At 69.0% G+C, this 13,936-nt stretch carries 13 protein-coding genes; 2 read left to right on the top strand and 11 right to left on the bottom strand.

Going from position 1 to position 13,936, the window contains the following annotated elements:
- Window positions 1-864 (top strand): alpha/beta hydrolase, encoded by an 864-nt coding sequence (locus tag EPN98_RS08690; RefSeq protein WP_293362287.1) that lies wholly within the window; start codon window positions 1-3, stop codon window positions 862-864.
- Here EPN98_RS08690 and tilS read toward each other — a convergent pair.
- The 10 genes from tilS to ruvA all read right to left on the bottom strand — a co-directional run bounded on the left by tilS (window position 846) and on the right by ruvA (window position 9,269).
- Entirely contained in the window at window positions 846-2,054 is a 1,209-nt protein-coding gene (gene tilS / locus EPN98_RS08685) for a tRNA lysidine(34) synthetase TilS (RefSeq protein WP_293362286.1), read from the bottom strand. The two genes, EPN98_RS08690 and tilS, sit on opposite strands and share 19 nt — an antisense overlap.
- Complete coding sequence (gene ybgF / locus EPN98_RS08680) at window positions 2,042-2,896, bottom strand: tol-pal system protein YbgF (RefSeq protein ID WP_293362285.1); 855 nt, start codon at window positions 2,894-2,896, stop codon at window positions 2,042-2,044. The genes tilS and ybgF overlap by 13 nt, the downstream gene beginning before the upstream one ends.
- 9 nt (window positions 2,897-2,905) lie before the next feature.
- Window positions 2,906-3,472, bottom strand: a complete 567-nt coding sequence (gene pal, locus EPN98_RS08675; protein ID WP_293362284.1) for a peptidoglycan-associated lipoprotein Pal — start codon at window positions 3,470-3,472, stop codon at window positions 2,906-2,908.
- 69 nt (window positions 3,473-3,541) lie between these two features.
- Window positions 3,542-4,804: a Tol-Pal system beta propeller repeat protein TolB gene (gene tolB, locus EPN98_RS08670; RefSeq protein WP_293362315.1), complete on the bottom strand. Its 1,263-nt coding sequence runs from the start codon at window positions 4,802-4,804 to the stop codon at window positions 3,542-3,544.
- A gap of 56 nt (window positions 4,805-4,860) precedes the next feature.
- Window positions 4,861-5,697 (bottom strand): energy transducer TonB, encoded by an 837-nt coding sequence (locus EPN98_RS08665; RefSeq protein ID WP_293362283.1) that lies wholly within the window; start codon window positions 5,695-5,697, stop codon window positions 4,861-4,863.
- A complete protein-coding gene (locus EPN98_RS08660) occupies window positions 5,694-6,197 on the bottom strand; it encodes an ExbD/TolR family protein (RefSeq protein WP_293362282.1) in 504 nt (167 codons plus the stop codon). Before EPN98_RS08660 ends, EPN98_RS08665 begins: the two co-directional genes overlap by 4 nt.
- 3 nt (window positions 6,198-6,200) lie before the next feature.
- On the bottom strand, window positions 6,201-6,902 hold the full coding sequence (gene tolQ, locus EPN98_RS08655) for a protein TolQ (RefSeq protein ID WP_293362281.1): 702 nt from the start codon (window positions 6,900-6,902) through the stop codon (window positions 6,201-6,203).
- 54 nt (window positions 6,903-6,956) lie between these two features.
- Window positions 6,957-7,400, bottom strand: a complete 444-nt coding sequence (locus tag EPN98_RS08650; RefSeq protein ID WP_293362280.1) for a YbgC/FadM family acyl-CoA thioesterase — start codon at window positions 7,398-7,400, stop codon at window positions 6,957-6,959.
- A complete protein-coding gene (gene ruvB / locus EPN98_RS08645) occupies window positions 7,397-8,428 on the bottom strand; it encodes a Holliday junction branch migration DNA helicase RuvB (protein ID WP_293362279.1) in 1,032 nt (343 codons plus the stop codon). The genes EPN98_RS08650 and ruvB overlap by 4 nt, the downstream gene beginning before the upstream one ends.
- A 226-nt stretch (window positions 8,429-8,654) precedes the next feature.
- Window positions 8,655-9,269: a Holliday junction branch migration protein RuvA gene (gene ruvA, locus EPN98_RS08640; protein ID WP_293362278.1), complete on the bottom strand. Its 615-nt coding sequence runs from the start codon at window positions 9,267-9,269 to the stop codon at window positions 8,655-8,657.
- A gap of 99 nt (window positions 9,270-9,368) precedes the next feature.
- On the opposite strand from ruvA, the gene EPN98_RS08635 reads away from it, so the two are divergent.
- Window positions 9,369-10,304 (top strand): rhodanese-like domain-containing protein, encoded by a 936-nt coding sequence (locus EPN98_RS08635; RefSeq protein ID WP_293362277.1) that lies wholly within the window; start codon window positions 9,369-9,371, stop codon window positions 10,302-10,304.
- 389 nt (window positions 10,305-10,693) lie between these two features.
- On the opposite strand, the gene EPN98_RS08630 is transcribed toward EPN98_RS08635, so the two are convergent.
- Complete coding sequence (locus EPN98_RS08630; RefSeq protein ID WP_293362276.1) at window positions 10,694-13,561, bottom strand: PAS domain S-box protein; 2,868 nt, start codon at window positions 13,559-13,561, stop codon at window positions 10,694-10,696.
- Window positions 13,562-13,936 lie beyond the last annotated feature (375 nt).

Raw genomic sequence — 13,936 nt, 5'->3', positions numbered from 1 at the left:
TTGCCCAAACTCAACTACCGCGGCGAACAGGTGGACATCGGCGGCCGCAGCCTCCGCGTGGTCCGCGCCGGCCCGAAGGACAGCGTCCATCCGTTGGTCGTGTGCGAGCACGGCGCCTTCGGCTGCGCCTCGGACTGGGCGGTCGTCCAGGACAAGCTGTCGGCCAGGGGCCTGCGCAGCCTGGCTTACGACCGCGCCGGCCTGGGCCATTCCGACGCCGGCCCCGCGCCCCGCGACGGGCGGGCAATCAACGACGACCTCGAAGCGCTGCTGGGCAGTTTGGGCGAGACGGGGCCGATCCTCCTGGCCGGCCACTCGATGGGCGGGTTGATGGTGCGGCTGTATGCGCTGGAACGCGAATGGCCGATCGTGGGCCTGGTGCTGGTGGATGCGGTCACGCCCGACGTCTTCAGTCTCCCGGGCGGACCCGCCGCCATCAAGGGCTTCGGGCGGCTGCTGCAGCTGGCGAGCGCCGGTGCGAGGGTGGGAATGATGGTCCCGGTCTCGTTTATCAGCGGCAACCTGATCGGGCTGACCGGCGAGGCGGGGCGCGAGAAGCGGCGCATTCACGCTTCGGCCCCGCATGCCCACGGCGCGGCCGCGGAAGTGATGGCCTGGCCCGACACCTCGCGGATGGCGGGCGCGATCGAGCTGCCGGTGACGATGCCGGTGGCCGTGGTCACCGCCGGCCCGCATCAGGCGCGCGGCCCGATCAAGCAGATCCAGGAAACGCCGGCCAAGCTGTCGCAGTACGGCTACATTGAGCATGTGACCGCGGCCACGCACGCCAATCTTCTGGGCCCGCGCTATGCCGACGCCGTCGTGCGCGGCGTCGATCACGTGCTTCAGGCCGGCTCGCGCTGAAGCAGGCCCGCGGCGGCTTCGAAGCGGGCGCCCACCAGCGATCTCACCGCCACATCGGCATCTGACCCGTCGCACGTCGCCAGGCGCGCTTCGCCGTCGGGGTAGATGATGGCTGGCGAGCCGCCGCGCCGCCGGGGGCCGCCGACGTCCGCCGCGGGCTGAACCGATAGGCCGGCCGCGTGCGCGGTGATGGCATAGCGGCCGTCCCATACCACCTCCCGGCCAACGCGCAGAGGCAGCGCCGGCGAGCCGCGCCTTTGGAACTCGCCGGCCTCCCGGAAGATCTCGACGCGGTGCTCGCCAGCCTCGATGCGTGCGCCCGCCAGAGTGGCGACGAAGGCGCCGTCGCCGCTCCGCAAGGCGTCGGCCAACCGTTGGAGGCGGTCTGTCGCCGGCCGCCGCTCGCCGCCGCCCGCACAGACGCAGGCCAGGCTCACGAACTTCAGGACCTCGTCTGAGCCGGCAACCGAGAGGGTCTTGCGTGGAATCGTGATCGCGCCCGCGACATGCTCGGCGAGGCCGCAGAGCTCGGACGGTGGCGTATCCAGGACCGCGGCGACCATCGGCGCGGGACCGGCGGCGCGGGCGCGGCTGCGGGCGAACCGGGGATCCTCGTTGGCCGGATCGTCGATCCAGGTCTCCCCCTGTGCCTCCAGCCAGGCGCGGAGGTTGCCCCGTCGCTGGCTGAGCATGGGCCGCAGCACGAACGCGCCGCGTCCTTCCGGCCAGACAGGGGAGGGGGCCCATTCCCGCGGTTCGGGCGTGGTCGATCCTGCCTCTCGCATGACGCGGGTCTCGGCGATGTCGTCCGCGGTGTGGCCCATCAGGATCACCCGCGCCCCGGCCTCGCGGGCGGCGTCAGCCAGCAGGCGGTGGCGTGCGCCCCGGGCGGCGGCCGGCAGGCCGCTGACAGGCTTGTCGCCTTCCCAGGCGAGGGCCCGGAATGGGCGGCCGAGGCGCGCGGCGATCTCGCCGCAGCGGGCGGACCAGGCCGCGCTCTCGGCGCGCAGGCCATGGTCGACGGTGAGGATCACGAGGTCGCGGCGGTGGTCGCGAGCCCAGGCGTCGGCCAGCAGGGTGAGCACCAGCGAATCCCCGCCCCCGGACAGCGCGACGGCGACCGGATGCGGGCTAGCAGGTAGCAGGCGACGGTCGAGAACCTCGCGGACGGCGCCCTCTAGGCCGCGCACTTGGCCTGGGTGCGGGCGGCGGCGGCGCGGGCGGCGACGGTGGGGGCGGCCTTGGGATAGCGGCGCGCGAACTCGGCCAGGGTCTGACAGGCGTCGGAGGGCTTCTTCAGCGCGATCAGTGAGCGCGAGAGCTCTACGACCGCGTCGGGGGCCCATGATGTCTGCGGCCAGCCGCGAATGGCGCCGATATAGGCCTGAGCGGCGTCGGCGTGCGCCCCGCGGACGCTGAGCGTCTTGCCCAGCCAGTAGCTCGCCTCTGGGGTCCTGGCCGTGTCGGGATAGGCCTCGACGAAGTCGGCGAAGGCGTTCTCGGCGGCGTCGTAGTCGCCGGCTAGCATCAGTTTCCGGGCCTCGGCGAAAGCCTGGGCAGGATCGCCGGCGGGGGGCAGTGTCGGCGCCGTGGCCGGGGCGGCTTCAGCGGACGCGACGGTCGACGCGGTCAGCTTCTGCTCGACGGCGGCCAGGCGTTCGCTCAGGCCGTCCAGCTGGGACTTGAGCGCCGCGTTCTCACGCCGGGCGGCGTCCAGGTCACGGGTCGCGTTGTCGATCGTGCCGTTCAGCGAGCGGAGTGTCTGCTCCAGGTCGCCCAGCTTCTCGCTCATCTCGGCCATGCGCGCGTCGGTGTCGGCAGGCTGGACGACCACCGGCTTGTCCGACTTCTGCAGCTGGAAGACGATGGCCCGTAGCTCGCGGACCACCTTCTCCATCCGCTCCACCCGCTTGGCGTCACGCGAGTCCAGCGGATCGACCGCGGGCTCCGGCAAGGGGGTCTGCGACGCCGCAGGCGTCGCCGTCGCGAGGACGGCCAGCGCCAGAAGCGTCAGAGGAATACGCGCACGCACCAGGATGACCTAGCGGGCGCCCGAGACGATAGCGGTATGCCCGTTGCGGTTCTTCTGCCAGGCCTCTTCGCCGGTGCCGGCGTCCAGCGGCTGTTCCTTGCCAAACGAGATGGTCGAGATGCGATCCGAGGTGATCCCCTGGGCAACCAGGAAATCGCGCACCGCATTGGCGCGCCGCGCGCCGAGGGCCAGGTTGTACTCGCGCGTGCCGCGTTCGTCGGCGTTGCCCTCGATCCGCACGCGGACCGACGGATAGCGCCGCAGCCACCCCGCCTGGCCGCTGAGGATCGGCTCGGCGTCGGCGCGGACGTCGTGGCTGTCGGTGTCGAAGTACACACGGTCGCCGACGTTGACGATGAAGTCCTGGGCCGAGCCCGGGACCGGCGCCGTCGATTGCTGGCCGATGGGGCCGGTGTTCTGCGGCATCGGCGTCTGCGGCGTCTGCTGCGGGGCCTGGGTCTGCGGCGGCAGCTTGGTCGGGAGCGGTTCCTTCTTCGCGCACGCTGCCAGGGACACCGTGGCCACGCCCACCAGGGCGAGCCGGGCCAGCGAGCGGCTGCTCAGGCTAGGAAGCATTTGTGTCTCCTGTGGTCGAAGTGTTGCGAATCACTATCGGCATCTATCGGGCGGGATTGGGGCGCAAGACTAGTTAAGCAATGGCGACCAGGCAGGATCCGAACCTGCGCCCGGATAGGGCATCGGCTGAAGGATTCGCCCGGTCACGTCCACGCTCCATAACTTGGGCGCCCCGCCCGGGGTTTCACGCGAAAACATCAGAACCCGGCCATTGGGGGCCCAGGTCGGGCCTTCGTCCAGATAGCTGGAGGTCAAAAGGCGCTCGTCGGTGCCGTCTGGCTTCATGACGCCGATGTGGAACTGGCCGCCTTCCTGCTTGGTGAAGGCGATGTATTCGCCCGTCGGGCTCCAGACCGGCGTGGTGTAGCGGCCGCCCCCGTTGGAGATCCGCCGCGGGGCCGATCCGTCGGCGCCCATAACGTAGATGTGCGGGCTGCCCGAGCGGTCGGAGTTGAAGGCGATCTTTGTGCCGTCGGGCGAGAACGAGCCCGACGTATCGATCCCAGGGTCCGAGGTGAGCCGCGAGGACGAGCGGCTGGACAGGTTCATCACGAACAGGTCGCTGTTGCCGGCCCGCTCAACCGAGAAGATCACCCGCCCGCCGTCGGGCGAGAATCGCGGGGCGAAGGCCATGCCGGGGAACGTGCCCAGGCTCTCGCGCCGGCCGCTCTGCAGGTTGAACAGGTAGACGGTGGCGCTGTCGGGCTTCAGCGCCATGTAGGTGATCTCCTGGCTGGTGGGCGAGAAGCGGGGCGTCATCACGATCGAGTCGCCGCCCGTCAGGTAGCTGGGGTTGGCGCCGTCCTGGTCCATGATCGCCAGGCGCTTGGTGACCGCACCGCGCGCGCCGCTCTCGGCCACAAACACCACGCGGGTGTCGAAATAGCCCTTCTCGCCGGTCAGCCGCTCATAGACGGCGTCCGAGATCTTGTGCGCCACGCGGCGCCAGTTCTCGGGGCTGGACGTGAACTGCAGGCCCAGCAGCTGCTGTTCCTGGAAGACGTCCCAGAGGCGGAAATCGACCCGGATCCGGCCGCCTTCGATGGTCACCTGGCCGTTCACCAGCGCCTGGGCGTTGATGGTCTTCCAGTCGGCGAAGCGGGGCTGGACCGCGGCGTTCAGGTCCTTCTCGATGAAGCTGGCAGGGTCCAGCGGCAGGAACAGGCCCGAGCGCTGCAGGTTGGCCTGGACCACCTGGGCGATCTCGGCGCCCTGCTGCCCGCCGAAGGCCGGGATGGCGATCGGCAGCGGCTTCAGGTCGGCGCGATTGATGTTTACCTGGACTTCGGCGCGCGCAGGGTTCGCGACCACCATGGCGGTCGCAACGCACATGCAGGCTAGCAGGAGCGCGGCGAGGCGCGATCGGATGGCGATGGCGGTCTTGGTCATCAGGCGCAGGCCTCTCGGGCGTTGAAATTCACGACGATACGCTGGCCGTAGAGTTCACGGGGCAGCCCGCGGAACGGGGCGGCGGCATGCACGGCTGCGGCGGCGCGGTCGGCCGCCGACTGGACGATGCATTCGCGGGTGTTGCTGTTGGTGCATTCCATCTGACCGCGCCGGACGGTCTGGTCCTGAACCTGGGTCAGCACCTCGCCCATCACGTTGCCGCCGATGCCCAGCTGGAAGGTGGTCTTCACGACGACGTTGCGGGCGGAGAGGCTGCAGTTCGGGTTCCAGCGACGCTGCAGGTCTTCGGCCAGACCTTCCAGCGCGGCTCCGGTGGCGAGGCCCGTCCCTGCCGTCTGGCGTGCGACAGGCGCGGTCTCAGCGCGGGTCGGGCCTTTGGGGGCGGCCGAGGGGCGCTGCGGGGCGTTGCGGGCCGGGCGGGTGAGGCTGGCCGACAGCGCGTCGAGGTCGAAGCTCTTCTCGGCCGGCTTGGTCACTGTCTTGGCAGGCGGCGCGGCCTTCTCGATCGGCTTCGCGGCCTTGGGCGTCGGCGTGGGCGTCGGGGGCGCAGGCGCCGGCGGGGGCGGCGCAGGTTCGGGCGGGGCCTCGGGCGCAGGCTCCTCGGTCGCGGCCTCGACGGTCTCAAGGCCCTGGATGGCGGGACGCACGTCCGTGGACGGCGCGGTCGAGACGATAGTGACCGGCGTCACCGAGCCCACCTTCAGATCGTGGGCGCCCCAGCTGATCATGAAGGCGGCGGCCACGGCCACGTGCAGGCCGATCGAGCCCAGGGCCGCCGGCGAGACCTCGATGCGCCGGGGGGCGGCCCGACTCACGGCTGGGCCTCCTCCTGGATCGGAGCGGCGCCGTCGCCGCCCGACGAGGGGCCGCCTGTGTCGGTGATCAGGTTGATGGCGGTGAAGCCTGACGTGGACAGCGACGCCATCACGCGCGCCACCACCTCATAGCTGGCCTTGCCGTCGGCGCGGACATAGATCGGCCGCGTCGTGTCGGCGGCCATCGCCTTCAGGCGCGGCGACAGGTTGGAGAAGGGCGTGGCGGTCTCGCCGATGTAGATCGCGCCGTCCGAGCGGATCGAGATGGTGATCGGGTCGGGCACATCCTGCATGGCGCCGGCCTCGGTCTTGGGCAGCTCCACGGGCACGCCGGCGGTCAGCAGCGGCGCCGAGATCATGAAGATGATCAGCAGCACCAGCATCACGTCGACCAGCGGGGTGACGTTGATCTCGGAGAGCACGCCCCGGCGGCCGCGACCGTACCGCCGCCGCCGCTTGGCGCCACCGGTCGCGAAGGCGTCGTTGGCCGACAACGCCATGGCTCAGCCCCGCTCCGCCAGGCGGCGCTGGATCGCGGTCGACAGGTCGTCGGCGAAGCCCTCAAGGCGCGCGGAGTATTTGCCTGCAGAAGTAGAAAAAGCATTAAATGCAATATATGCGGGTATGGCCGCGACGAGGCCGATGGCGGTGGCGAAGAGGGCTTCGGCGATCGAGGGGGCGACGATGGCCAGGGAGGTGTTCTTCTGGATGGCGATGGCCTGGAAGGATCGCATGATCCCCCAGACCGTGCCGAACAGGCCCACGAACGGCGAGGCGGTGGCGACGATGGCCAGGATGCCCAGGCCGTTTTCCACGCGGGCGCTCTCGCGAGCGATGATGGTGTCCATCTGGCGGTCGATGCGCTGGATCAGGAAGGCGACCTGGCCCTCGCTGACGGCGCCCTTGGCGCGGGTCTCGCGCCACTCCTTCATGGCGCCCTGCAGCATCCGGGGCAGCGGATGGGTCGGACGCTCGCCGGCTTCGGCGGCGACGTCTTCCAGGCTGCGGCCCGACGAGACGGCGTCCTCGAACTTGTCGGCCTCGCGGTTCAGGCGGTGGAAGCGGAACAGCTTGTCCAGGATGATCGTCCACGACCACAGCGAGGACGCCGCCAGGCCGATCATCACCAGCTTCACGACCCAGTCGGAGTTCAGGAAGATCGAGAGAAGGTCGAAGCTCTGCGGCGTGATGGCGGCCGGGTCCATCTTGTCTCCTGAAGGCGCGTGTCGTGGCGGTGGTGCGGGGTCTCGGTGGCGATCTTATGGCGTCTCGAAGTAGGGCCGCAGAAGCTCGACCATTTCCCTGGGCGGTTTCTTGGCCCGGCCGCGCAGATCGATGCAGACGGCCTGAACGTGCGCCTCGGCGATCAGCTCCTCGCCGCGGGTGATGCGCTGGCTGACCATCAGCCGGGGCCCCTTGATCGTGTCGTAGGTGGTGTGGACCAGCAGCGCGTCGTCGACGCGGGCGGCCCGCCGATAGTCGATCTCGACGCGCACGAGGGTGAAGGCGGTGGGCTCGGCCAGCTTCAACAGCTCGGTGTGGCTGATGCCGGCGATGCGGAAGAAGTCGCTCCGCCCCCGCTCGAAATAGCGCAGGTAGTTGGCGTGGTAGACCATCCCGGTGAAGTCGGTGTCCTCGTAATAGATCCGGACCGGCAGCAGATGCTCGCGGCCCTCGATCCACCCGGCGGAAGGCTCGCTCATTCGAACAGGTCCCCGGTCGTAGGCGCCTGGCCGACGCCCTTCGGGGCCATCAGGCCCAGGTGGCTGTAGGCGCGGGCGGTGGCCATGCGGCCGCGGGGCGTGCGCTGGATGAAGCCCTGCTGCAGGAGGAACGGCTCGATCACGTCCTCGACCGCGTCGCGGGCCTCGGCGATCGCGTAGGCCAGGGTCTCCACGCCCGCGGGGCCGCCGGCGTAGTTCTCGATCAGGGCGCGCAGGTAGCGGCGGTCCAGCGAATCCAGGCCGTGCTCGTCGACGTCCAGGCGGGCCAGCGCGGAGGCGGCGGCCTTGCGGTCGATCACCGGGGCCCCGTCGGCGGCGGCGAAGTCGCGGACCCGGCGCAGCAGGCGGCCGGCCACGCGCGGCGTGCCGCGGGCGCGGGTGGCGATCTCCATGGCGCCGTCGGGCGAGAGCGCCGCGCCCATCTTCGCCGCGGCGCCCAGCAGCACCTTCTGCAGCTCCTCGTGGGTGTAGAATTCCAGCCGGATCGGGATGCCGAAGCGGTCGCGCAGCGGGGTGGCCAGCAGGCCCGCGCGCGTGGTCGCCGCGACCAGGGTGAAGGGCGCGAGATCGATGCGGATCGAGCGCGCCGACGGCCCCTCGCCGATCATCAGGTCCAGGACGTGGTCCTCCATCGCCGGATAGAGGATCTCCTCCACATTGGCCGGCAGGCGGTGGATTTCGTCGATGAACAGCACGTCGCGCGGCTCGAGGTTGGTGAGGATCGCCGCCAGGTCGCCGGCCTTGGCCAGCACGGGCCCGCTTGTGGCGCGGAAGTTCACGCCCAGCTCGCGGGCGACGATCTGGGCGAGCGTGGTCTTGCCCAGGCCCGGCGGGCCGAACAAGAGGACGTGGTCCAGGGCCTCCTCGCGGTTCTTCGCCGCCTCGATGAAGACGCTGAGGTTCCCCTTGGCCTGCTGCTGCCCCACGAACTCGGCCAGCGTCTGCGGCCGCAGCGCCTTGTCCGCCGTCTCGAACGGCTGAGCCTCGCCGGAGATCACGCGGGTCATGGGCGCGGCCCCGATAGGGGAACCACGGAAAACACAGAAGGCACGGAGGGCGGCGGAACGGTCTTGCCCGCGTGAGCGGGCGCCCTCGTGGTTCCAGGCCGCAGGAAGTTGTCCACGAACCACACGAACCACACGAACGATCGCGGCCTCTTCGTGTGGTTCGTGTGGTTCGTGGACATGCCTTTGGAGGGCGCCGCTTCGCGGCCTTGGTTTTCCAGGGTTCCCCTCAACGCCCCAGCTCCTGCAGGGCGGCCTTGATGAGGGCCGGGGGTTCGGCGTCTTCGCCCAGGCGGATGGCGGCGGATTCGACGACTCTGCGGGCCGCGGGTTCGGCGACGCCCAGGCCCATCAGGGCCGCGACCGCCTCGCCCGAGGCCGAGGGTTTCGCCGGCGCGGCGCTGGGGATGGAGCCGTGGAAGGCGGCGATCGGGCCGTCGTGGATCGGCTTGCCCTTGAGTTCGGTGACGATGCGCAGCGCCAGCTTGGGCCCGACGCCGTTGGCCCGCGCCACCGCGGCCTTGTCGTCGCGCGCCACCGCGCCGGCCAGTTCCGCGGGCGGCAGCACGTCCAGCACCGCCAGCGCCGCCTTGGGGCCGACGCCCTGGATCGTGCGCAGCAGCACGAAGGCCTGGCGGTCGTCGCGGCTCAGGAAGCCGTAGAGGGTGAGGCCCGTCTGCTCGCCCCAGTGGCTCTCGACATGCAGCAGCGCTTCGCCGCCCACCTCGGGCAGGCGCGACAGGGTGCGGCTGCCGCAGCGCACGACATAGCCCACGCCCATCACGTCGATCAGGGCGTCTTCCTCCCCGACCTCGGCGACGGCGCCCCTGAGACGTCCGATCATCTGCGAATCACGTTCGGCATGTGTTCTGGAGGAGTACCGCAGCGGGGACTCGCAGGGAACAATGCGGGCGTTATGCTGGCGCGAAACGAGGAGACGAAGATGCGAGCTGTCCTGGCGGCGGTCCTGTTCCTGGCGCTCGCGGCGCCGGCGCCCTCCTTAGCCGAGACATCCGGCTTCCCCGCGCCGAAGGCGGCCGCCGCGCGCGAGAAGCTGCTGGTGTCGACCGACTGGCTGGCCGGGCGGCTGAAGGATCCCGACCTGGTGGTCCTGCACGTGGGCGACAAGGCCGGCTATGACGCGGGCCATGTGCCGGGGGCGCGGCTGGTGACCCTGGGCGACATTTCCGCCCCGCCGGCCGCCAAGGACCCGCTGATCCTGGAGATGCCCGATCCCGAGGCCCTGCGCGCGAAGCTGCAGGCGCTGGGCGTGTCGGATCGCTCCCGGATCGTGGTCTACCCGACGCGCGACATCCAGTCGGCGACGCGGGTGGTGTTCGTGCTGGACGCCGCCGGCCTGGGCGCCCGCACGTCACTGCTGAATGGCGGGCTGGCGGCCTGGACGAAGGAAGGCCGCGCCCTGGAGACCGCCGCCGCCGCGCCCGCGCCGGGCCGGCTGCCGCCGCTGAAGATGCGCCCGATCGTCGTCGACGCCGACTTCGTGAAGACCCACGCCCGCGCCAAGGGCTATGTCCTGGTCGATGCGCGCACGCCGGAGTTCTACGCGGGCGAGCGCGCCGGCGGGCCGGCGGCCAAGCCCCACAAGACCGGCCACATCGCCGGCGCCAAAAGCGTGCCGCTCACCACGGTCACCACCCCGGACGCGCGCCTGGCGTCGCCTGAGGAGATCGCCGCCCGGTTCAAGGCCGCGGGGGTGAAGCCGGGCGACAAGGTGATCGCCTACTGCCACGTCGGCCAGCAGGCCACCGCGACGATCTTCGCGGCGCGGACCCTGGGGCTGGACGTGTTGCTGTACGACGGGTCGTTCGAGGACTGGTCGCGGCGGGATGGGGCGGTGGAGACTGGGCCGGGGGAGTGAGGGGGGCTGTGAGCCTACGGTCGAAGTCGGCGCGTGACTCTTTGCGGCGGTTGGGAAGGTCCGCTGGCCGGCGGCAAGCCTAGCGCCGGTGGCCTAGGCGAAGTCGTGACTTGCAGCGGACCTTCGGATCGTCCGTTCGGACGACGGGGGCGGCACGGACTCGCACCGCGGTGGGGAACCCCTAGCCCCACGCTTCTTCATCCCAAGTGTTCGCTTCGTAACCCTTGGAGGAATAGTGCCCATTGAATTGCTGGCCGGAGCGGTGCCCGGATAGCTACGCTGGTCCGACCAAGAATGAATTGATCGAATCCAGGGCTACAATGGCACTCGCTTCCGCGTAAAGCTGTCGGCGCGCGGGCCGGGGCGGCGGCGGCCGGCCTTCTCTCATCCTACGACAACGCGCCGGAGCCATCGAGGCACTGCCGCACCCGCCGGGCGAGTGCTTCGCGCGTGTAAGGCTTGCTCAAGAGTTCGACACCCTCATCAAGCCGGCCACCGTGGACGATGGCGTTTTCCGTGTAGCCGGAGGTGAACAGGACGGCGAGACCCGGCAGGCGCGCCTGCGCGCGTTGCGCTAACTCTCGGCTCTGCATCTGCCCGGGCATCACCACATCGGTGAACAGCAGGTCGATCGGCAGGCCGCTTTCGACGATGGCGAGGCCACTGGCGGCGTCTTTGGCCTGCACAACCTGGTAGCCGAGCTCGGTCAGCAGTTCGACGGCTGTTGCTCGGACGTCGTCGTCGTCCTCGACGACAAGCACGGTTTCCGCGCCGCCACGTACGGGTCCGAGATCTTCGAAGGCCTGAGGGGCTTCTTCCTGAAGGATACGAGGCAGGTAGATGCGGATTGTGGTTCCGTGGCCCACCTCGCTGTAGATGTTCATGTGTCCGCCAGACTGCTTGACCAGCCCATAAACAGAGCTCAGGCCCAGCCCTGTGCCCTTCCCAACCGGCTTGGTGGTGAAGAAGGGTTCGAGAACGCGATCCATCAGATCAGAGGGAATGCCGCAGCCGGTGTCGGTCACGGCCAGCATGACATATTGACCGGCCTTCACGTCGGGATGACGGCGTACATATCGGTCATCGAGCGCCGCGTTCCCCGCCTCGACGGTGAGCTTTCCGTAGCCGTCCATGGCGTCGCGGGCGTTGATCGCCAGGTTGAGGATCGCATTCTCGACCTGCGTCTCGTCGATGAAAGTGTTCCACAAGCCTCCGCTGATGACCGTCTCGACTTCGATGCCCTCGCCCAAAGTTCGGCGCAGCATCTCGTCGAGGCCGCGCACCAGCCGTCCGAGGTTGACGACCCGCGGGGCCAAGGCTTGCTTGCGACTGAAGGCCAGGAGCTGTGCGGCCAGTCGCGCGCCCTTCTCGACACCGATCATCGCGTTCTCAGCCCGTTTCTCAGCGCGGCGATTTCCGTCTATGTCGCGGCGGAGCAGCTGGAGATTGCCCCCGATCACCTGCAGAAGATTGTTGAAGTCGTGGGCGATACCTCCGGTCAGCTTGCCGATGGCGTCCATCTTCTGGGCGTGGCGAAGCTGCGCCTCGACAGCGTCACGCTCCGCCACTGCGGCGTCGACGCGCGACTGCAAGGCTGCGTTGAAGTTCTCCATCGCCTCGCGGGCCTCAATCTCGGCTTGGATGTTACGCGCCTCGACCACAGTCCCGACGGGCTTGCCATGTTCATTCCGGATCGGACTCGCTGTGTAGGCCACAGGGTAGAAGCTGCCGTCCTTACGGACGAACATCGCCTCGCCCTGTACCTGGTTGTCCTCAGGAAAAGCCCGATCGATGGGGCACTCGCTCAGCGGGAAGTGTCGTCCATCCGGATGGGTGTGGTGAACGACGTCGTGTAGCGGGCGTCCGGTGACCTCGGAGAACCGGTAGCCGGTGAGGCGCTCAGCAGCCTCGTTCATGTAGATGCATTCCTGGCGGTCATCCATGAGGAAGACGGCCATGGTCGTGTTGTCCAGGATCGTGTCGAGACGGCGAGAGACATCGCCCAGCGCGCGCGCGGCGGCCTCGCGCGCCGTGATATCTTCGATGGCCGCGTAGAAGACAGGGCGTTCGTCATCGCGGAGTAGCTGGAGCCTGACGTCCACGTCGTAGTCGGTGCCGTCCTTCCGACGATGGATCGTCTGGAAGTTGATCACCGCTTTCTCGCCCGTTCTCAGGGGCGCCACGAGCTGGGCGAAACTCTCGGGGGTCAGGGTGGGCTTGATGTCGACGGGCGTCAGTCGCTCAAGCTCGCCCATGGAATAGCCGAGGTTCTCCCGCGCCGCCCGATTGACCAGGACGAATCTCAACGTTTCCGCATCGAACACGAACGTTTCGCTGGCGGCGTCTTCGATGATCCGGCCGAGGCGCTCATTGATCGACGCCGTCGCCATCCGTTCGAGTTCGGCCGCCGCGCGCCCTACAAACAGCTCCAGGGTCTGGCGGGGCCGCAGGCGTTCGTCGAGTGGCTGGTCGTGCAGAACGGCAAGCAACCCCAGTGTGCGGCCATTGCTGGCGCGAAGCGGCACCCCCAGATAGCTCTCGGCGCCCATCTCCTTGAGCAGGGTGTCTTCAGGGAACAGCTCGGCGATGTTGGTCGGGTAGTAGCAGACCTCGTCCTTGAGAACGTTGGCGCAGGGCGTGCCCGCAAGTTCGTACTCGAAGTTGTCTTGCAGCGCGCCGTCGGTCCAGGCGGCGACCGTGCGGGCGCGCCTGAGATTTGCGGGATCCAAATCACAGAGCATCACCCACCGGACGCCAAGGAACTGGGCGAGGATACCCACCATGCCGTCGAAGAAGGCGCGCCCGACCAGTTGCGAGCACTCGACTAGTTTGCGTCCGGCCTCCTCGGTGCGTTTTCTCGCCGAGATGTCGCGCGCCACTTTCGACGCGGCTACGACTCGTCCCGCGTCGTCCTTCACGGGCGAGACCGTGAGCGATACGTCAAGGATATCGCCGCCCTTTCGGACACGCTGTGTCTCAAACGGCTTGACGGTCTCTCCCTCTCGTATGCTCGACAGGATGCGATCTTCCTCGGCGTAACGCTCCGGCGGAATGATCCGGGTGATCGGTTGGCCGACCATCTCGGAAGCGGTGTAACCGAAGAGCGCGACGGCGCCTTTGTTCCAACTCGCGACCCGGCCATCGAGGGACAGGCTTATGATCGCGTCTTCGCAGTACTCAACGATCGCCGCGAGACGTTGCTGCTCTAGACCGCCGGCCTCGTGCGTATCAGCCCCCGGCCCCGCTTGGCTGGTCATGTCGTATGCCCCCGATTCGACACGCGAAGCCTGTCACACCCAGGTCTTCCAACGCTCGTGGCCAAGCTCGGTTCCGGCTCGCCCTGGCGCGCGGCAGACGCCGGGCCGATGCGTAAGTTTGCGCCCAGCCCAGCTGTGCGCGCGCTGCCCTGCACGTCGGGCTGTGGGAGCGAGCCCCGTGGCTTGGATTCAATCGGGGACTGATTCGGTCGGGGACACGCGTGGTGGCTAGAATGTCGTCGTATGCCGGATGCGCGGACAGCGACCGTTGCATTGCTGCTCGAAGCTCGCTGATCTGAGTGTCCTACGCCGCCAGCACGCGCATTAGCGGCCGACCAAAGGTACGATTGTGCCAATAGCCTAGGCGTCGGCACT

The organism is Phenylobacterium sp., assembly GCF_004299445.1.
In the GTDB taxonomy this organism is placed as follows: Bacteria; Pseudomonadota; Alphaproteobacteria; order Caulobacterales; family Caulobacteraceae; genus Phenylobacterium.
Note: the sequence above shows the minus strand (reverse complement) of the source record. Positions and strands in the feature narration are given on the sequence as shown.

Bases quoted from the DNA above. Each gene is read 5' to 3' on its own strand.
- pal (WP_293362284.1), bottom strand. From the start codon at position 3,472: ATGCTTCCTAGCCTGAGCAGCCGCTCGCTGGCCCGGCTCGCCCTGGTG.
- tolB (WP_293362315.1), bottom strand. From the start codon at position 4,804: ATGTGCGTTGCGACCGCCATGGTGGTCGCGAACCCTGCGCGCGCCGAA.
- EPN98_RS08660 (WP_293362282.1), bottom strand. From the start codon at position 6,197: ATGGCGTTGTCGGCCAACGACGCCTTCGCGACCGGTGGCGCCAAGCGG.
- tolQ (WP_293362281.1), bottom strand. From the start codon at position 6,902: ATGGACCCGGCCGCCATCACGCCGCAGAGCTTCGACCTTCTCTCGATC.
- EPN98_RS08650 (WP_293362280.1), bottom strand. From the start codon at position 7,400: ATGAGCGAGCCTTCCGCCGGGTGGATCGAGGGCCGCGAGCATCTGCTG.
- ruvB (WP_293362279.1), bottom strand. From the start codon at position 8,428: ATGACCCGCGTGATCTCCGGCGAGGCTCAGCCGTTCGAGACGGCGGAC.
- ruvA (WP_293362278.1), bottom strand. From the start codon at position 9,269: ATGATCGGACGTCTCAGGGGCGCCGTCGCCGAGGTCGGGGAGGAAGAC.
- EPN98_RS08635 (WP_293362277.1), top strand. From the start codon at position 9,369: ATGCGAGCTGTCCTGGCGGCGGTCCTGTTCCTGGCGCTCGCGGCGCCG.
- EPN98_RS08630 (WP_293362276.1), bottom strand. From the start codon at position 13,561: ATGACCAGCCAAGCGGGGCCGGGGGCTGATACGCACGAGGCCGGCGGT.